Origin of the sequence: Streptomyces scabiei 87.22, from assembly GCF_000091305.1 — a bacterium.
Classification (GTDB): Bacteria; Actinomycetota; Actinomycetes; order Streptomycetales; family Streptomycetaceae; genus Streptomyces; species Streptomyces scabiei.
The window spans coordinates 1108934-1127081 of the sequence record NC_013929.1; the positions used below are offsets into that span (position 1 = coordinate 1108934).

General features: G+C 73.4%; 13 protein-coding genes. 4 read left to right on the forward strand and 9 right to left on the reverse strand.

Annotated features, from left to right (window positions below; all coding sequences use genetic code 11):
- Window positions 1-52 precede the first annotated feature (52 nt).
- From SCAB_RS04655 to SCAB_RS04670, 4 genes are all read right to left on the reverse strand, one after another.
- Window positions 53-820, reverse strand: coding sequence for a heme ABC transporter ATP-binding protein (locus SCAB_RS04655; RefSeq protein ID WP_012998896.1), 768 nt, complete (start codon window positions 818-820; stop codon window positions 53-55).
- A gap of 1 nt (window position 821) precedes the next feature.
- Window positions 822-1877 carry a FecCD family ABC transporter permease gene (locus tag SCAB_RS04660; RefSeq protein WP_012998897.1) on the reverse strand — a complete coding sequence of 352 codons (1056 nt, stop codon included), beginning with the start codon at window positions 1875-1877 and terminating at the stop codon, window positions 822-824.
- 440 nt (window positions 1878-2317) lie between these two features.
- Entirely contained in the window at window positions 2318-3067 is a 750-nt protein-coding gene (cobM, locus tag SCAB_RS04665) for a precorrin-4 C(11)-methyltransferase (protein ID WP_012998898.1), read from the reverse strand.
- Entirely contained in the window at window positions 3064-4350 is a 1287-nt protein-coding gene (locus SCAB_RS04670; RefSeq protein ID WP_012998899.1) for a bifunctional cobalt-precorrin-7 (C(5))-methyltransferase/cobalt-precorrin-6B (C(15))-methyltransferase, read from the reverse strand. Before SCAB_RS04670 ends, cobM begins: the two co-directional genes overlap by 4 nt.
- A gap of 394 nt (window positions 4351-4744) precedes the next feature.
- Between SCAB_RS04670 and SCAB_RS04675 the strand changes: the two genes are divergently transcribed.
- The gene (locus SCAB_RS04675) at window positions 4745-5041 is read left to right on the forward strand and encodes a DUF2218 domain-containing protein (protein WP_037726827.1); all 297 of its coding nucleotides are present in this window, start codon (window positions 4745-4747) and stop codon (window positions 5039-5041) included.
- Window positions 5042-5162: 121 nt separating this feature from the next.
- Here the strand turns inward: SCAB_RS04675 and SCAB_RS04680 are convergent, their stop codons facing one another.
- On the reverse strand, window positions 5163-6077 hold the full coding sequence (locus SCAB_RS04680; RefSeq protein WP_037726829.1) for an AraC family transcriptional regulator: 915 nt from the start codon (window positions 6075-6077) through the stop codon (window positions 5163-5165).
- Between the two features lie 360 nt (window positions 6078-6437).
- Here SCAB_RS04680 and SCAB_RS04685 point away from each other — a divergent pair, with 360 nt between their 5' ends.
- Complete coding sequence (locus SCAB_RS04685) at window positions 6438-9350, forward strand: helix-turn-helix transcriptional regulator (RefSeq protein WP_012998902.1); 2913 nt, start codon at window positions 6438-6440, stop codon at window positions 9348-9350.
- On the opposite strand, the gene SCAB_RS04690 is transcribed toward SCAB_RS04685, so the two are convergent.
- The 4 genes from SCAB_RS04690 to SCAB_RS04705 form a co-directional block, all read right to left on the reverse strand.
- Window positions 9343-10203, reverse strand: coding sequence for a hypothetical protein (locus SCAB_RS04690; RefSeq protein ID WP_012998903.1), 861 nt, complete (start codon window positions 10201-10203; stop codon window positions 9343-9345). The genes SCAB_RS04685 and SCAB_RS04690 overlap by 8 nt on opposite strands.
- Before the next feature lie 247 nt (window positions 10204-10450).
- Window positions 10451-14020: a S8 family serine peptidase gene (locus tag SCAB_RS04695; RefSeq protein ID WP_012998904.1), complete on the reverse strand. Its 3570-nt coding sequence runs from the start codon at window positions 14018-14020 to the stop codon at window positions 10451-10453.
- Between the two features lie 313 nt (window positions 14021-14333).
- Window positions 14334-14783 (reverse strand): SRPBCC family protein, encoded by a 450-nt coding sequence (locus tag SCAB_RS04700; RefSeq protein WP_012998905.1) that lies wholly within the window; start codon window positions 14781-14783, stop codon window positions 14334-14336.
- 442 nt (window positions 14784-15225) lie between these two features.
- Entirely contained in the window at window positions 15226-15678 is a 453-nt protein-coding gene (locus tag SCAB_RS04705) for a peptidase inhibitor family I36 protein (RefSeq protein WP_012998906.1), read from the reverse strand.
- 141 nt (window positions 15679-15819) lie between these two features.
- Between SCAB_RS04705 and SCAB_RS04710 the strand changes: the two genes are divergently transcribed.
- Window positions 15820-16806, forward strand: a complete 987-nt coding sequence (locus SCAB_RS04710) for an ArsR/SmtB family transcription factor (protein ID WP_037726834.1) — start codon at window positions 15820-15822, stop codon at window positions 16804-16806.
- A gap of 399 nt (window positions 16807-17205) precedes the next feature.
- Window positions 17206-17469 carry a hypothetical protein gene (locus SCAB_RS47255; RefSeq protein WP_037726836.1) on the forward strand — a complete coding sequence of 88 codons (264 nt, stop codon included), beginning with the start codon at window positions 17206-17208 and terminating at the stop codon, window positions 17467-17469.
- Window positions 17470-18148 lie beyond the last annotated feature (679 nt).

An 18148-nucleotide genomic window follows, 5' to 3' on the forward strand; every position in this document is an offset into this window, starting at 1 on the left:
CGGGGGAGGTGGTGGAGGGGCCGGGGCTCGGGGTGGAGGCGGAGCCGGGGCTTCAAGGGGTGGACGGGAGCAGGTCGAACAGGAGTTGGACGGCTCCGGTGACCGGATGCCGTACCGGATGGGCGCGGACCCCGAACACCTCGGCGAGCAGCTCGGGTCGGAGGACGTCGTGCGGCGGGCCGGAGGCGACGATGCGGCCGTCCGCGATCACGTACAGGACGTCGCAGTGCGCGGCGGCGAGGTTGAGGTCGTGCAGGGCGGCGAGCACGGTGACGCCGCTGTCGCGGACCAGGGACAGCACGTCCAGCTGGTGGGCGATGTCGAGGTGGTTGGTGGGTTCGTCGAGGACGAGCACCCGCGGCTGCTGGGCGAGGGCGCGGGCGAGCAGGACGCGCTGCTTCTCGCCGCCGGACAGGGCCGGGAACCCGCGGTCGGCGAGGTGGTCCACGCCGGTGCGGGCCATGGCCCGCGCGCAGATCTCCGTGTCGGAGGCGGCCGTCCGGTCCCGGTGCGGCAGCCGCCCCATGGCGACCACCTCGGTGACCGTGAAGTCGAACTCTGCGGACGACTCCTGCGGCAGCGCCGCCAGTTTCCGGGCGGCGGCCCGGGGCGGCAGGGTGTGCACGTCCTCGCCGTCCAGCCGCACGGCCCCGGCGGCCGGGCGCAGCGCCCGGTAGACGCAGCGCAGCAGCGTCGACTTGCCGCTGCCGTTGGGGCCGACGAGCCCGACGAACGCCCCGCTGCCGGCGGTGAGCCGGATGTCGTCGACCAGCCGGGCGCCCGCGGCCTCGACCGACACCCCGTCGATGTCGAGTCGCATGTCAGCGGCCTCCGAACGCGTAGCCGCCGCGCCGCATCAGCAGCAGGAACGCGGGCACGCCCACCACGGCCGTGATCACGCCGACGGGCAGTTCGGCGGGGGCGAGCAGCAGCCGGGACAGCACGTCCGCCCAGACCAGGAGCACGGCACCGACGAGCGGGGCGACCGCCAGCACCCGCCGGTGGTCGGCGCCGACCAGCATCCGCACGACGTGCGGCACCATCAGCCCGACGAACCCGATGGCCCCACTGACCGCCACGACGGTGCCGGTCACGGCGGCGGTGACGAGGAACAGCTCCCGGCGCAGCCGCTCCGGGCGGACGCCGAGCGCGGCCGAGGTCTCGTCGCCCAGGGCGAGGGCGTTGAGGGACTCGGCCCGCCGGCGCAGCCACGCCCAGCCCGCGGCCACGGTCACGGCGACGAGCGGCACCTGCGCCCAGGTCGCCCCGCCCAGGCTGCCGAGGAGCCACATCAGCGCCGACCGGGCCGCCTCGCCGCGGGCGGCCCCGAAGACCATGACGGTGGTGACCGCCTCGAAGCCGTACGCCAGCGCCGTTCCCGTCAGGACCAGCCGCAGCGGGGACAGCCCGTGGGGTGAGCGGGCCAGCGCGTACACCAGGGCCATGGCGGCGAGGGCGGAGAGGAACGCCGACACGGACAGCGCCCAGATCCCGAGCGCGGCGAACGCGCCGAGCAGGATGACCGCGTTGGCGCCGACCGCAGCGCCGGAGGAGATGCCGAGCACGAACGGGTCGCCGAGGGCGTTGCGCACGATCGCCTGGACGCCCACCCCGACGGAGGCGAGCCCGGCGCCCACGACCGCCCCGAGCACCACCCGCGGCAGCCGGATCTCCCAGACGATGGTGTACGCGGCGGCGTCCCCGGCGTGCACGGTCCCGCCGGTGAGCCCGGCCCACAGGAACCGCAGGACGTCCGTCCCCGCGATGCCGGCGGCGCCCAGCCCTGTGCCGGCCACGAGCGACAGCAGCAGGAGCAGGGCGAGGCCGAGTATCAGCGGGGGCAGGGGGGTCCGGCTGGGGGCGGGGCTGCGGCGCACGGTCGGGGCGGTCCTTCGCCTGGGGCCGCCTGACGGACGTCGGTCGAGGAACAGCCCGTACGGCCCGGGGGCCGTGCGGTCCCCTCTCGCAGTCCACGGCGAGCGTTCAACGGGTCGCACCACCCTCGGGCGATCGGGCTCGCGCGACGGCCGTCGGGCCGTCGCGCACACCGTTGCGGGTCAGCGCCGGACTCTCACCGGACTTCCCCCGCGGGAGGCAAGGGGAGCGTAGCACCGGGGGCGGGGGCGCCTATTAGCTCGGGGGTTCGGGTGCGTCGGCGGGTGCGGGTCCGTTGGGGCTTCTCGCGCAGTTCCCCGCGCCCCTGAAAGACCAGCCCCTGCGGGCCTGAAAAGCACGGGGCGCAGCCCCTGCTTTTCAGGGGCGCGGGGAACTGCGCGACCAGCCCCCACTCACCCGCACCCGACCACGCACCCAGCCCTCAGCACTCGTGCCGGTCCCGTTCGGGCGAGTACAGGTGGCTGTCCCGGAACTGCCGCGCACCCAACGTCCGGCCGACCATGATCACAGCCGTACGCAGCACACCCGCCGCCTTCACCTGCCCGGCGATCTCCTCCAACGTCCCCCGGAGAACCAGCTCCTCGGGCCGCGAGGCGTACGCGACGACCGCGGCCGGGCAGTCCGCGCCGTAGTGCGGGAGGAGTTCCTCGACGACACGGTCCACGTAACGGACGGCCAGGTGCAGCACGATGAGCGCCCCGCTGCGCCCGAGGGTGGCGAGGTCCTCGCCGTCCGGCATGGGCGTGGCCTGCTGGGCGACGCGCGTGAGGATCACGGTCTGGCCGACCGTCGGCACGGTCAGCTCCCGCTTCAGCGCGGCCGCCGCCGCGGCGAACGCGGGCACCCCGGGCACCACTTCGTACGGCACGCCGGCCGCGTCCAGCCGCCGCATCTGCTCGGCGACCGCGCTGAACACGGACGGGTCCCCGGAGTGCAGCCGGGCCACGTCGTGCCCCTCCTCGTGCGCGCGCACCAACTCGGCGGTGATTTGGTCCAGATCGAGCTGGGCGGTGTCCACCAGCCGTGCGCCGGGCGGGCATTCGGCCAGCAGCTCGCGCGGAACGAGGCTGCCCGCGTACAGGCAGACCCCGCAGGCGGCGAGCGTACGGGCGCCACGGACCGTGATCAGGTCGGCGGCACCGGGGCCGGCGCCGATGAAGTACACGGTCATCTGTCTTCTCCCGAAGCGGTGTCGGCGGTGTCGGCGGTGTCGAGGCTGGTCCTGCGTACGGCCCACTGGGTCACCGGCATCGCCTGCCGCCACCCGGTGAAGCCGCCCACGGGCACGGCGTGCGCCACCGCGAGCCGTACCAGTTCCCCGCCGTGGCGGCGGTGGGCGGCGGCGAGGACGGCCTCGGACTCCAGGGTCACGGTGTTGGCGACCAGCCGTCCGCCCACCGGCAGGGCCTGTCGGCAGGCGTCGAGCAGGCCGGGCGCGGTGAGCCCGCCGCCGATGAACACGGCGTCCGGCGGCGGCAGTTCGGCCAGGGCGGCGGGTGCGGCCCCGGTGACGACCCGCAGACCGGGGACACCGAGCCGCTCGGCGTTGCGGACGATGCGTGCGGCGCGCACGGGGTCGCGTTCGACGGTGACCGCCCGGCAGGAGGGGTGCGTACGCATCCACTCGATCGCGATCGAGCCGGATCCGCCGCCGACGTCCCAGAGGAGTTCGCCGGGTGCCGGGGCGAGGGCGGCCAGCGTGGCGGCGCGCACATAGCGCTTGGTGAGCTGGCCGTCGTGCTCGTACGCCTCGTCGGGAAGGCCGGGCCCGGCGCCGAGGCGGAGGGCGTCCGGGGCCCGCAGGCACTCGACGGCGACGATGTTGAGGGGGTCGCCGGGCGGGTGCGCGGGCTCCCAGTCGTCGGCGGTGACGGCGTCACCCGTCCGCTCCTTCTCGCCGCCGAGCTGTTCCAGGACGCGCATCCGGCTCGGTCCGAAGCCCCGGTCCCGGAGCAGGGCGGCGACCTCCGCGGGGGTGCCGGCGTCCGCGCTGAGCACGAGGAGGCGTCGGCGGTCGTGCAGGGCGGCGGCCAGCCGGGTGGCGGGGCGGCCGACGAGTGTGACCACCTCGATGTCCTCCAGCGGCCAGCCGAGGCGGGCGGCGGCGTAGGAGACGGACGAGGGGTGCGGCAGGACGCGCAGCCGGTCCCCGGCCTCCTCGGCGAGGGCGCGGCCGATGCCGTAGAACATGGGGTCGCCGCTGGCCAGTACGGCGGTCCGGCGGCCGGCGTGCGCGGCCAGCAGGGCGGGGACCGCGGGCCGCAGGGGGGAGGGCCAGGTGATCCGTGTCCCCGCGCACTCCGGGGGGAGCAGGTCGAGCTGGCGGGGGCCGCCGATGAGGACCTCGGCCTCGCGCAGGGCGGCCCGGGAGGAGTCGGGCAGGCCCTGCCAGCCGTCGGCGCCGAGCCCGACGACGGTGACGGCGTGGGGCGGTCCTGGTCGTGCGGGGGTCACTGCGGGGTACCTCGGCGGATCGGGGGCGGCTCTCGGGTGATGACGAAGGCGCACTCTACTGGGCGGTGACCTGCGCGCCCGTGGCCGGGTGCGCGGGAACCGGCCGCCCGGCGGCTCCCCCGATCGCACATGCCATGGCCGGGGCGGCTTCCTGGCAGTCGTCCAGCACTGCGCAGTGGAGGGTCGTTGGGGCAGTCTGCCGCTGTCCGGCGCGTGGGGCCGACGCGGGGCGGCACAGGGGTGTGAGCCACGCAACATCTCCATTGCTTCAAATTTGAATCAGGGAGGACTAGGGTCGGCACCACTGTTTGAAGTATCAAGAACAGGCGGATCGGTGCGGCGGAGCCGCGTCCACCACACCGGCCGCCCCTTCGCCCGCACCCAGGAGTCCCCCATGCCCACCTCCCTCGGTCGCGCCACCACCGACGCCGCCCCCCGCTACGCCAAGCAGCTCGCCTCGCACTTCGGCCGGAAGATTCCCAGTGAGGCGACCCCCGACGGCGGTCACCGCCTCACCTTCCAGCAGACCGACGTCCTTCTCCAGCCCGCCGCGGACCACCTCCTGATCCGGGTGACCGCGCCCGACGCGTCCGCGCTCTCCAGCATCAGGGAGGTCGTCGGCAGCCACCTCGAACGCTTCGGCCAGCGCAACGAGTTGTCGGTCACCTGGGACGAGCCGTCCGACGACTGACCCGCCGCACCGCGCGTGGGCCCGACGGCCTGTCCGTCGGGCCCACGCGCGCGTACGCCTGGAACCAGGGGTTCGACGAGTCCTTCTCACCCGGCCACCCGGGCGACGGCCTCCGCCTCTCCTACGCCCCGGTCCGGTTCCGATACGTCTGCCGGAAGGCGCCGGGGGTGACGCCGGTGTGCCGGGTGAAGAACTTGCCGAAGTTGGTGGGTTCGGGGAAGCCGAGGCGACGGGCGATCCTGGCCACCGGTTCGTCGGTGTGGGCGAGCAGCCGCCGCGCCTCCAGTGCCACGCGGTCGTCGATGACGTGCTTGACGGGCCGGCCGGTCGCGGCGGTGCAGGCGCGGGTGAGGGTCTTGACGGTGTAGCCGAGGCGGTGGGCGTAGTCGGCCGCGCGCCGGGTGGTGGCGTGGGAGCGTTCCAGTTCGGCCCGGAACCGGGCGTAGACCTCTCCGCCGGCGTGCGGGTCGCCGCCGCCCTCGGGATGGGGAAGCCGGTCGATCTGCAACAGCACCGTCGCCAGCAGGAGTTGGAGGATCTCCGCGGACACGGTCTGCTCCGGCCGGTCGTACTCGGCCCGGATCTGCCCCATCAGCGTGGACAGCACCGCGTAGGCGGGGCTCGCGCCCAACTGCAGGCACGAGGGCCCGTACCACTCGTCGACCATCCGGTCCGCGCTGCTGGTGTGCGGCGGGAAGGCCGGTGTGAACAGCAGATGGATGCCCTCGGTCGTGCCCGGCCGGACGAAGCTCTGGACCTGACCGGGCCGCACCCACAGCAGCGTGCCGGGGCGGCACGGATGGGTGACGAAGTCGATCGCGTGCTCGCCGCTGCCCCGGGTGACGAGGGTGAGGGTGTGGAAGTCGACCCGGTGCACCAGGTCGGTCCGCCGGCCCTGCCGTCGGCGGCGCTCGTGCAGGGTGGCGAGATCGATGATCTCGAAACCGGGGACGCGCTCCTCCGGCGGAAGGAAGCCGAGCCGCAGGATGGCACCGTCCCGGGCAGGGCCGGCCCCCACGGGATCCCCATGCGCCATCACGTGCTCCAGATGTCCTCGACCTACCATGCCGACGCTGCGGCATGTCTCCTCCGCCTGCAGGTTCCCGGAGCGAGGGGAGGTCGTCAAGGCGGCCCGCGACCGCCCTTCACCCCAAGGAGCCGTCCCCTTCAGAGGAGAACCCGTACGACGTCCTCTCGCCGAGAGAGGCCCCCGAGGGCGCACCGTCCGTCCGGGGCCGGGGAGGCCGCTCGCCCTGTGACATCTGTCCGTTCCGGTCATCCCGCGCGGCGGTCACGGTGATCGGCAGGAGAGAATGACGCGTGAGGGGGATGTGAAGAAGAGGGGGCAACTGTGAGAGCGGACGCGGCAGTTGGGGCGGACGGGAGCGGAACTCCCTTGCTGGGCCGCTCCTCCGAACTCGCCCGGTTCGACGCGCTGCTCGACCGCGCGGCAGCGGGCGCGCGCGGCACGGCGAGCGGCGAGGAGTCCCGCGACGGCGCACGGTCCCGGCTCGTCGACATCACCGGCGAGGCAGGGATCGGCAAGAGCCGGCTGCTCGGCGAGGTCTGCGCACGGGCGCACCGGCGCGGTATGACGGTCCTGCGCGGCAGGGCGACGGAGTACGAACGACGGGTGCCCTTCCAGGTGTTCACCGACGCGCTCGCCCACCTCGGCCCGCACGCCCCGGAGGGCCTCCGGGAGACCGACGCGGCGGCGCTCCTCCTCGGGCGGAGCGGCGCGGTCGACCGTTTCGGACTGCACCGGTCCACGGCCGACCTGCTCGCCCGGCTCGCCGCCCCGTCCGGACTGCTGCTGGCCCTGGACGACCTGCACTGGGCGGACCCGGCGTCCCTGGAACTGCTGGACCACCTCGTACGCCATCCCCCGCACGCCCCCGTCGTCGTGGCCGTGACCCGCCGTGACCGGCAGGGGCCCGAGTCCCTCGCCGCCGGACTCACCCGGGGGGTCGACACCGGCACGGTCGTCCGGCTCGGCCTGCGACCGCTGAGCGCGGGCGACTGCGCCGAACTGGCCGGTCCCGGCCTGCCGCCCGCCGAGACGGCCGCGCTGCACGCCGCGAGCGAGGGCAACCCGTTCTACTTCCTCACCCTCCTCCAGGCCCGCAGGGACGGTACGACGCCCGAGTCCTCGCCGCCGCCGGGGCTCGGCACCCTGCTGCTGGACGAGCTGACCGTGCTCGCCCCCGCCCGGCGCGGCATCGTCGAGGCCGTCGCGGTCCTGGGCGAGCACGCCACCCCCGCGATGGTGAGCCGGGTGACGGGCCGGCCCGGTACCGCGTTCGCCGACGACGTCCACGCGCTCACCCGCCGCGACCTGCTGCGCACCACCTCACAGGGCCTGCTGACCCTGCGGCATCCGGTCGTGCGCACCCTCGTCCACGAGAGCACGCCCTTCCTGCGGCGCGCCGAGATCCACCGGCTCGCCGCGCAGGAGCTGGCCCGCGTCGGCGCCTCGGCCGCCGAGCGCGCCCATCACGTGGAACGGTCGCTGACCGCCTGGGACCCGGAGGCGGTGGCCGTACTGGACGAGGCCGCCGCGCAGACGGCCCGGACGGCCCCGGCGAGCTGCGCCCACTGGCTCGACGTGGCCCTCCGCCACCTCCCGCACACCCCCCACCATGCGCTCCGGCGACGGGAGTTGACGCTGAGGCGGGCCCGTGCGCTGGCGGCGTGCGGTGGCCTGCGCGAGAGCCGCGACCTCCTCCAGGAACTGATCGCCACCCCACGGCGGTCACCCGAGGGGCCGACGGCCGGCGAGGACCAGAGCCTCCGCGTGCGCGCGGTCGTCCTGTGCGCGGTGGTGGAGCGTCATCTGGGGCGCTCCACCGAGGCCGTCGCGGTGCTGCGCCGCGAACTGGCCCGCGACCCGGCCCCGGCCCACGTCGTACGGCTCGGCCTGGAGCTCGGCTCGGCCGCGCCCCTGGACAGCGAGACCTCCTACGCCCGGGTCCGCACCGAGGTCGAGGCGGCCCTCGCGGCGGCCCGGTCCACGGGGGACGAGGTCGGGGAGGCGGGCGTCCTCGCCGTCGCCGCCCTGGGAGAGGCGTACGAGGGCAACATGACGGCGGCGCACCGGCTCGCCCGGCAGGCCGCCGCCCTGGTCGACTCCCTGCCGGACAACGACCTCACCGCGCTGTGCGAGCCGCTGGCCCGGCTCGGCTGGGCGGAGGCGTTCCTGGAGCACTATCCGGACGCGGAGCGGCACGCCGAGCGCGGCCTCGACATCGCCCGCCGCAGCGGTCAGCTCTATGTCGTGCCCCATCTGCTGCTGTGCCTGTCCCATGTCCGGGTCCAGACCTGCCGGATCCCCTCAGCGCTGGAACTCGCCGACCGGGCCGAGGACATCGCGCGCGGGATCGGCAGCGACCAGTTGCTCGCGTTCGTCCTGGCCAGCAGGGCCGCGGCGCTCGTCGCCGGGTGCCCGCCGGGCGATCCGCGCCCCCTGGCCGTCGCCGAGGAGGCGGTGGCCGCGGCCGGCGGCGGGGTCGACTGGTGGGCCTCCACGGCCTGGTGCATCTTCGGCTGGGCCGCGCTCATGGCCGGCGATCCGGTGCGGGCCCGGGACGCGATGCTGCAGGCGGGCGGCCCCGAACTGCAGCGGATCCAGCCCTCGATGCGGCCGCTCTACCTGGAGATCCTCGTCACGGCCGCCCTGTTGACGGGGATGCCGGAGGAGGCCCGTGGCTGGGCCGAGCGGGCCCGGAAGGAGGCGGAACAACTGGGGCTGCCGATGCAGCGGGCGTCCGCGCTGCGCAGCGCCGCCCATCTGCCGCTGGCGCAGGGGGACACCGCGGCTGCGGCGGACCTGTGCGCGGAGGCCGCGGCGGAGAGCGCCCGCTGCGGCGCGGTCTTCTGGGAGGCCCAGTCCCTGTTGCTCGGCGCCCCGCTGGAGGCGGCGGCGGGCCGCGACCGGGCCGCCACGCACGCCTGGCTCCGGGGGCGCCGGCTCGCCGAGGCGGGCGGCAGCGGCATGCTGGTCGGCCTCGCCGACGCCACCCGGCCGCCCGGCGGCGGCCCGCAGGCGCCGTTCGGCTCCGCGGACCGCGCCGAACGCACCGAACGGCTGGCCGCCCTGACCGCCCGGGAGCTGGAGATAGCCGAACTGGTGGCGCAGGGGCTCACCAGTCAGGCCATCGCGGACCGGCTGTTCGTCAGCCGGCGCACCGTCGAGACCCATGTCTCCCGGACCTTCCGCAAGACCGGGGTCTCCTCCCGTACGGCCCTGGCGGCGCTGATGGCCCGCCGCCGCGCCGGGGGCCGGTTCGGGGACGCCGGGCCGGTCACCTGACGTCGACGTAGTCGCCGGAGGCGGTCGCGGAGCCGGTCGTGGTGGTGCCGGCGAAGACGAAGCGGAAGTAGCCGTCGGAGCGGGCCCGGGTGGTGGTGCTCAGGGTGCCGCCGCTGCCGGTCCTGACCGTCTTGAGGGTGGTGTAGGTGCTGGTGCCCCGCTTGCGGAACTGCAGCTGCACCGGCTGGTCCGCGTATCCGGCGTTCTTGCCCGTGGCCCAGTTGGCGCGGCTCAGCTTGCCGGTGACCTTGATGTTCCTGCCCGCCGTCACGGGCTCCGGGGAGGCGTCCGTGGTCAGTTTAGCCGCCCGCTTGATCCTGCCGTGGGCGACGTCGTCGTCGACGCTGACGTTCGCGTAGAGGTCGTAGGCGCCCAGGAAGAGCTTCCAGGTCCCGGCGGTGCCGTTGCCGTCCTTGAAGTCGACGGCCGGGTCGATGGTGAAGACCGTGCTGCAGCTGTAGCGGTAGCCGCCCTGGACCGTCGTCTCGGTGCAGGCGGGGTCGTCGTCCGACCCCAGGGCGCCGGTGATGGTGTCCGTGTCCGAAGGGTCGGTGCCCTGCCACAGGAAGGCCTGGGTGAGAGCCAGGCCCTCCTCGTCGAACGCGGTGAAGGTGACGGGAACGGCCTTCTTGCCCGTGACCCCGAGCACGACGTCCTTGCCCTTGTTGACGACCCCCTTCGTGAAGGTGGTGCCGCCGATCGGGTCCTGCGGCCGGGCGCGCTCCGAGGCGAGGGCTCCGAGGTCCTTCGCCGCCCCGGAGTGCCCCACCGCCTGGGCGGTGCCCGGAAGAACGAGGGTCGAGAGGACGGCCGCGCCGGAGACGACGGTGGCCGCGATGCTGGATACGCGCATGTGGTTCCCCCCTGGATGAGGTCGGACGGCCCCGCGGGACTGCCTTGGTCGCGGGGCCTGTTGATGTGACGCGCGAACCGGTGAGCGGGCCGGTGCCCGGCAGCACACCGCTGTGGTCACGAACGCAAGGAAACGGCACGGCTGCCGGGGGCGCGTCGGTAGGAGTACGTATTCCGGGTACGTACGCGCCGTCGAGGGGGAGCACCGGACAAGACCCGGTGCTCCCCCTCGGACCGTGCCGCGCGGGTCAGTGGGCCGGGGCGATGCGGTAGGCGCGCAGGACGGTCTGGGTGACCGTGTTGCCCGCCTTGTCCGCCGCGCTGATCCGCAGGGAGGCGTATCCGGTGCGGCTCGGGTGGTGGAGCAGGGCGCTGCCGGTGGTGCCCCGGCGGGTGACGTGGACGCTCTTCCAGGTGCGGCCGTCGTCGTAGGAGACCTGGAGGGCCAGCCGGGTCACCGCCGGCCGTCCGGCACTCGGGGGGCGCTGCACCGTGAGTGGCAGGCGGAAGGCGCGGCCGGCGGGGGCGGTGCTCCGGAGGTCGACGGCTCCCCCGGCCCGTACGGTGAGCAGCGGCAGTGCCGTGGACGTCGAACCGTGGGGCCGTGCCGAGGTGAAGCCCCAGGTCACCGTGGAGCGGGTGCCGAGCGCCGTCCAGTCGGCCGTGCGCGTGGTGCGGACGGCCAGGGTGTAGCGGCGCTTCGCGGCGCTGGGGACGGCGAAGCCGATGTCCAGGAGGTCGTGGGCCCGGTGGAGGACCCGTCCGCCGGAGGACAGCACGACCTCGCGCGACATCCCGGACTCGGCGAGGTCGAGGCGCTGCCCGGTGCCTCGGGCGGCATACGGCACGAGGTCCAGGGATACGTCGTTGCCCTTGCGGGTGGCGCTGTGGACGGCCGGGCCGACGGGTGCCCGGTTCCAGTCGATGCCGTAGGTGTGTCCGGCCCGGTAGCGGCGGACCGCCGTGGTCTCGTCGTGTTCCGGGAGACTGCCGTCTGGCCCGTTGTCCGTCGTCCCGAAGAGGTCCAGGTAGTGAGTCCAGGTCAGTCCGGGGGCGACCGAGTAGTACTCGGTCGCCCGGCTCGGCAGTGCGGTGCGCAGCGTCGGGACGAACGGCATCAAATCCGACGTGGACGACGGCAGGTCGGATCGTACGGCCACGGCCCGCCTGCCGCCCTGGGAGGCGTACGTGGCGTGCACGGTGGCCAGTTGACGGTCGTGGACGACGGGGTTGGTGTCGGCGGGTATGCCGCCCTTGTGGGTCTGCCGCAGGGAGTAGCGGTAGGCGCCGCCCGCGTCCTTGCCCGTGAGGGTGGTGAAGGCGGCGTAGGTGACGCCCGGGGCCTGTGCGGTGGGGATGGCGTACAGGGTGGCCTTGCTGCCGACGACGGCGGTGAGTGAGTAGTTGTCGATTTCCTTCGCCCCGGCCAGCGCGAGGGTGGCCGAGGTGGAGATCGCGGTGGCGTCGCGGCGGTCGGTGCGGGCCGAGACCTTGCCTGCCCTGCGGCCGTCGAGGGTCACGTCACGGTCCTGGTCGGTGCGGATGCCGGTGGCGGCGAGCAGGGTCCGGGTGCCGGTACGGTTCCCGGAACCGTCGAACCCGGCGAGGCTGTCGTCGACGCCGAGGATGACGTAGTCGTCCTCCGGCAGACGCAGCCGGAACGTGCCGTCGCTCCCCAGCCGGATGTCCTGCCGGATGCCGGTGCGCGGTCCGAAGACCGTCAGCGGCGCACCCGCGGCCGGCTTCCCCTCACGGTTGAGGCCGGTGACGGTCAGGGTGTGGCGTTCCGGTTCGGCGAACAGCCCGACCGCGGTACGCACCGTGGTGTCTCCGGCGGTGGCGAGGACCGCGCCGCCGTAGCGGCCGACTTGGGCCTTGGTGGTACGGCCGGTGACGTGCGCGGTGGCGGTGCCGTGCGCGGGGACGGTCACGCTGTTGGCGTCCAGGGAGAACATGCCGGTGGGTGGCCGCTTGCCGCCCGGGCCGTAGGCGTCGAGGGCGAGTTCCAGGGTGACCGGCTGGTCGCCGTCATTGCGGTAGGTGATCTGACGGGTGGCGGTGGCGCCGGCGTGCGGCCAGGTGAACAGGCCCAGGCTGGCGGCGCCGGAGGTGGCGTACACCTTCTGCTTCAGGGCGCGGACGATGTCGAGGCGGCCGGAGCCCTGCTGGAAGGCGGTCAGGTTCTTCAGGCCGTGCGCCGAGGAGGTCAGGACCCGCTTGAAGTCGGCGGCCTTCCAGGTGGGGTGGGCCTGGGCGAGCAGGGCGACGGCGCCGGTGACGTGCGGGGTGGCCATGGAGGTGCCGGACGCCTGCTCGTAGCGCGGGTTGGGCACGCGCGTGTCCATGTTGGTGCCGTCGGCGCGGGCACCGATGATGTCCGAGCCGGGTGCCACCAGGTCGGGCTTGACGGCGGCGTCGCCCAGCCGGGGCCCCTGGCTGGAGAAGTAGCTGAGCGTGTCGCGCTTGGTGGTGCTGCCGACGGTGAGCGCGGCGTCCGCGCTGCCGGGGCTTCCCACAGTGCCGTCGACTCCGTTGCTCTTGGGCCCGGCCTCGTTGCCGGCGGCCACCACGAACAGGGTGCCGGTCTGTGCGGTGATCCGGTTCAGGGCGGTGGACACCGGGTCGGTGCCGTCGGTGACGGTGTCGCCGAGGCTCATGTTGACGGCGACCGCGTGCCGGGCCGCGGCCCACTCCATGCCGGCGATGATCGCGCTGTCCGGGCAGGCGCCGTCGTCGTCGCAGACCTTGCCGACGAGCAGTCTGGCGCCCGGCGCGACGCCCGCGTACTTGCCGTTCGACGCTGCGCCCGTGCCGGCGATGGTGGAGGCGGTGTGGGTGCCGTGCCCGTACCCGTCCTTGAGGCTGGTGCCGGCGAAGACCTTCGATTCGGCGATGCGTCCCTTGAAGTCGGGGTGGTTGGCGTCGATACCGGTGTCAAGATCGGCGATCAGCACGTCCTTGCCGGTGATGCCGGACTTCCAGGCGGTGGGGGCACCGATGACCTTGTTGCTCTCGTCGTCCAGGACCTTCGCCTTGCCGTCCAGCCAGAGCTTGCTGACACGGCTGGACAGCTGTCCGTCCAGCAGTGACTGCCACAGACCGCCGGTGGTCTTCTTGGGCTGGGTGAGGGTGCCGCCGTTCAGGGCGCGCAGGGTGCGGCCGAGGCCGGCTCCGTGTGCGGCGAGGGCGGACCGGGAGGCACCCTTGCCAGCCCGTTCCATGACGATCAACGGCAGTGAGCGCGAGCGCGCGTCGTCCCGGCCGATGCGGATCAACTCGGTGACGTCGAACAGCCGCGCGTCCAGCTTCCCGCTGGACAGGGGGCGTTCGGCGTCCTGGGGGATCACGCTGATGTGCTGTGTCCCGGCTCGGAGGGCGCGTACGACACGGAAGCCCATGTCCTGCCGGCCCTTGCCGGGCAGCACGGACACGGCGGGAACCTTCTTGCCGAGCCGGGGGCGCAGGGTGACCCGGTCCCCCGTGATGAGGGTGACGGTGGTGGCGGTCTGCGTGCGCTGCCCCACCGACGCGGCTTCGGGGGCGACGGCCTGCGCGACCGGTCCCGGCACGGCGACCGAGACGGCCACCGCACCTGCGAGGGCGGGGAGCAACCCCCACCTGACTGACTTGGGCGGCAATGCATGCTCCTTCGGTGTCCGGCTCCACGCCGGAATCTGAGGGGACAGGAGCTCGATCACGTCGTACGCGACGCCGGAGCCGAGGTGGGCGGCGGCAGGATGTGGGTACGCATGGGTGACCAGAACCTGGAGGAGGGAAGGGCGGGCGCCGTCGGCGGGCGCCGCGGTCGTCCTGGTCACGAGCGTCCAGGTCAGAGGCTTTTTTCAGCGACCCTCGACGACACTCTGAAAAATTCGGTCCCGGTCCCGATCCCGGTCCCGGTCATCGGTCATCAGTCGCGTCGGCCGCGTGGGGCGCGGAGGAATTTCATGCGGACGCGCTCATGCGGACGCGTTCGGCCGTGGCCCGGCAGCGCGCCCGGTCCCGTGTGCCTGCCCTCGTCATCGAGCAACTGGATGGGCGGCCGGTCGGCTCGGCTCGGCTCGGCCGGCTTTGTGGCGGCTGCCGGGACCCTGTACCGCCCCTGCGGTCGTGGTGATCGTCGATCCGGGCTCAGCGCAAGGCGCCGGCGAGGTAGGCGTTGCGGGTTCTGATGAGGCGGGGCATGTACCAGCTCAGGACAGTGCGATCGACGACACGTCCGAGGAGTCCGAACGGCGAGGCAAAGTCGATGACGTCCCTCATCACGGTGCCGCCAGTGCCGTCCGGCTCGACGTGATGACGGTGATGCCATCGCTCGAAGGGGCCGGCATCCTGCTCGTCCACGAAGCACCGCGGCGGGTCGTACGCCGTGATGCGGGCGGTGAGCCGCCAGGTCAGGCCGAAGTGGCGGGCCTGGAAGGTCACCGTGTCGCCGAGTGAGAGTGCGCCTCGGGTCCTGCCGCCGACCGCCCGCTCCGAGGAATCGGCCATCGACCGCGTGTGTGCTTCCACGTCGAGGCATGCCTCGAACACCCGGTGCGGGGGTGCGGCGACGGCTGTCACGATCTCGAAGTGCGGCACCTGGCCATCCTGGAAAGGCGTGCTTGATCGCCGGTCGGTGGGGCCTGCGTGGTCGAGTGGTGGCGGCGTCCAGGGGCCGCCCCCGGGCGCGCACGGCGCCACACCACGGACATGCCCAGAGGCCCGGCAACGACGTGGGCTGTCGGCCCGTACATCGTCATGCCGTACCGGGAGGGGGCGATCAGATCGAGCCCGGCTGCCACGGCGATCACTGCCGCACGGGGCGAGCGCGTCGTCGCGATACCACCACGGCGGGTCCGGTCCGGGCCCACCGCACCCACCCGCCGCAGCGACTGCCCGGCACGGGGAGCCGCAGGGCTCGAAGGACTGACACATGAGGCGGACCGCATGAGTCGCGTCGACTCCGGCAACCCTGACCCGCCGGAGCTCGAACGAAGCCGTCGGCCATGTTCGGCCCCCAGCGGGCCCGGACGCGCGTGCATCAGCAGGTGGCGGAGGCCACCCACTTGTGCGAGCGCACCCTGACGTTGGCCTGGCCGTCCCGTTCGCCGTTCTGCCGAAGGCAGCCGACAAGGGTGCCGGTGTAGTTGGCGCCGGAGTAGAAGGCGACCGCCCTGTACGCGGACGACGTGCCGCGGTTAATTCCGGACCTGACGTTCTGGGTGTCGGACCACGAGCACTGCGTGGAACCGCTCCACCAGTCCGGGTCGGCGTTGCTCCACGAACAGCGGCTGCCCGTGCCCTCGGTGGCGTTCCAGACGCAGACATCTCCGGTGTCGCAGCTGAAGGCCAGCGGTGCGGCACTGGCGGGGTTCGGGGCCACGAGACCGAGGGAGGCCGTGACGATGGCGAGGGCCGCCGTGGCGATGCCCCGGCGGGCCCGGCGGGGGCGGCGGCTGGACTTCCGGTCGTTCTCCTGCTGGTGCGAGGACATTCCCGGTCCCTTCTGCTGCGGGATCGTGCCGGTGGGCACGGCTGGCGGGAATTCATGTTTCCCGCACCATGCGTCGCTGTCATGCTCATGCGAGGGGAGTGAAAACACGCAGGTCGGAGACAGGCGACCATGGGGAACAGGATGCTCCGCTTTCACTTCACACCCGAGGACCTCACCAAGGTGCGCGTGGCGACCGAGCCCCACGCGCTCTGGGAGATCGCGGTCAGCCTGCACCGGCTCCAGACACGCGAAGGCCGCTGGGCCTACGCCCCCTGGTTCCGTGACGCGCGGGTCGCGCTGCGCCGGGCCGGGCTCGAACAGACCGTGAAAAGCTTCCTGCTGCCGCTGTTCCCACGCGCCGGTTACTTCCCCGACTTCCTGACGCCCCCGGAGGGCACACAGGGGCTGGACGCCGGGCTGGACGCCGTCCTGGCGACCCCTGACACGAGGGTGGCGGGCGAGGTCGAGTTGCTCGACCGGGCCGTCGGCGCCCCCGCGTGGACCCGGCGGCTCGGTGAGCGAGGCATGCGGGAACAACTCGTGTGCGCCCTGCGCGCCTACCACCACGCCGTGATCGCCCCGCACGAGGAGCACATCCAGCAACGGCTCCACGCCGAACGAGCCCGGCACGCGCACACGCTGTTCCACGCCGGGACCGGGGGGATGCTCGACCAGCTGGGCCCCACCGTCCGCTGGCGGTCACCGGTCCTGGAGATCGCCCCGTACCCGGACCACCGCGACGTCTCCCTCGACGGCCGAGGGCTGCTCCTGATCCCCTCCCACTTCTGCTGGCACGCGCCCATCGCCCTGGCCGACCCGGGGCTCCCGCCCGTGCTGCTCTACCCCCTGCACCACCTGCCGGCGACGACGCGTGCCCTCGACTCACCCTCCCTGAACGCCCTGCTCGGCACCACCCGCGCCGCCATCCTGCGGGCCGGCGCGACCGGCTGCACCACCACCGAGGCCGCACACCGGGCCGGAGTGACCCCGACGACGGCCAGCCACCACACCGCCGTCCTGCGCGACGCGGGCCTGATCAACAGCCACCGCCACGCCAACACGGTCCTGCACACCCTGACCCCGCTCGGGGCCGCCCTGCTGGAGCGGAAGCCCCGGCAGGACGACTGAGGGCCCGGGCCGCCGGACTCGACCCGTGGCCACATACCGGCCGATAACTGATTGCGGGAGCGGGGCGTGCCTGACACGGTGCGGGTTTCCGTGACACGCGCGAGGCTCCCATGACGATCTACTTCTACGGCGCCGACGAAGTCCCCCATGGATGCTTCCCGAACTTCTCCGGTCACGGCTTCGACCTCGACGGGATCTGGTGGCCGACCTCGGAGCACTGCTTCCAGGCTCAGAAATTCAAGGGCAGCCGCCACCCGGATCTCATCCGGCGCGCACGCACGCCGCTGCGGGCAGCGGAGCTGGGCCGTGACACGTCCCCACCTCTGCGGAGCGCTCTCACCTTCGCCCCCGACGGCTCCCGCCCGGCGGTCGGCCACCTGACCGGCGGGTCACCCTGGGGTGCAGGAAAACATCTACACCGGAGGGCAGTACTTCGACCGGGACGGCGCGCTGCGGAGCTTCATGAACGGCGGCCACGCCGGGTCGGCCGCCATCGGCTACACAGGGACCTTCCAGGAGTACAACACGACCGTGTACACCAGCCAGGGGAGCAGTACCGTTCCCCGTCGCGACGCCCGCCGGATTGTCCGGGCCATCTCCTCGGGTGACGTGTGGTGGACCGACGACCACTACGGCAGCTTGCACTACCTGGGCCGGTTCTGACGCGGGTGGCGACCTGGTCCAGGAGCTGGCGTGTCGGCGTGGGCGCGGTGGATCAGAGGGAAAGCGAGGACGTTGGCCTGGCCGCCTGCGGCCATCGCGGTGTCGTCCCGGACGATGGCATCGCTCAGCGGCTGATCACAGCGGTGGGTACGTAGCCGTTCCACTCCGTCAACGCGGCCGGCTGACCCGCGTCCGCTGACTCGCATCCGGCGCGTCCCGGACGGTGTCGGCGATCTTTCCCCTCCGGGATTCGTTGCACGGGCATGACGCCGCGCAACGCCCGGTCGAGGGTGGAGCAGTACTCCGAAGAGATCGCCGACACCGCCAGGCCGAATGCCTGGAGCACGGAGGCCGAGAACTACACCTTGGACGTGATCGGCACCCTCACCCAAGTGCCGTCGGCACTCGGAGCGGAGATTCGCCGCGTCCCTTGCCTCGGTAGGGGCCGCCACCGTCGGTGCACGCCGGCACCTCGGACTCCCTGACAGCCGAAGCCACCGGAGCCCTTGTCAGGAGTTCCGGGGCCGCTGCCACACCGTGCCCGCAGCGGCATGGGCTGGGCCAAGGCGGAGCGGTGGCCTTGGCGGATTCCTCCCGACTGACCTCATTGCGCTGCCAGGCGACAAGACCGGCGGCGTGCGTCAGGACGAGGAACACCGACAGACCGACGGCGAGGCAT

Coding starts and splice junctions, on each gene's coding strand:
- SCAB_RS04655 (WP_012998896.1), bottom strand. CDS start 820: ATGCGACTCGACATCGACGGGGTGTCGGTCGAGGCCGCGGGCGCCCGG.
- cobM (WP_012998898.1), bottom strand. CDS start 3,067: ATGACCGTGTACTTCATCGGCGCCGGCCCCGGTGCCGCCGACCTGATC.
- SCAB_RS04675 (WP_037726827.1), top strand. CDS start 4,745: ATGCCCACCTCCCTCGGTCGCGCCACCACCGACGCCGCCCCCCGCTAC.
- SCAB_RS04680 (WP_037726829.1), bottom strand. CDS start 6,077: ATGGCGCATGGGGATCCCGTGGGGGCCGGCCCTGCCCGGGACGGTGCC.
- SCAB_RS04690 (WP_012998903.1), bottom strand. CDS start 10,203: ATGCGCGTATCCAGCATCGCGGCCACCGTCGTCTCCGGCGCGGCCGTC.
- SCAB_RS04705 (WP_012998906.1), bottom strand. CDS start 15,678: ATGTCCTCGCACCAGCAGGAGAACGACCGGAAGTCCAGCCGCCGCCCC.
- SCAB_RS04710 (WP_037726834.1), top strand. CDS start 15,820: ATGCTCCGCTTTCACTTCACACCCGAGGACCTCACCAAGGTGCGCGTG.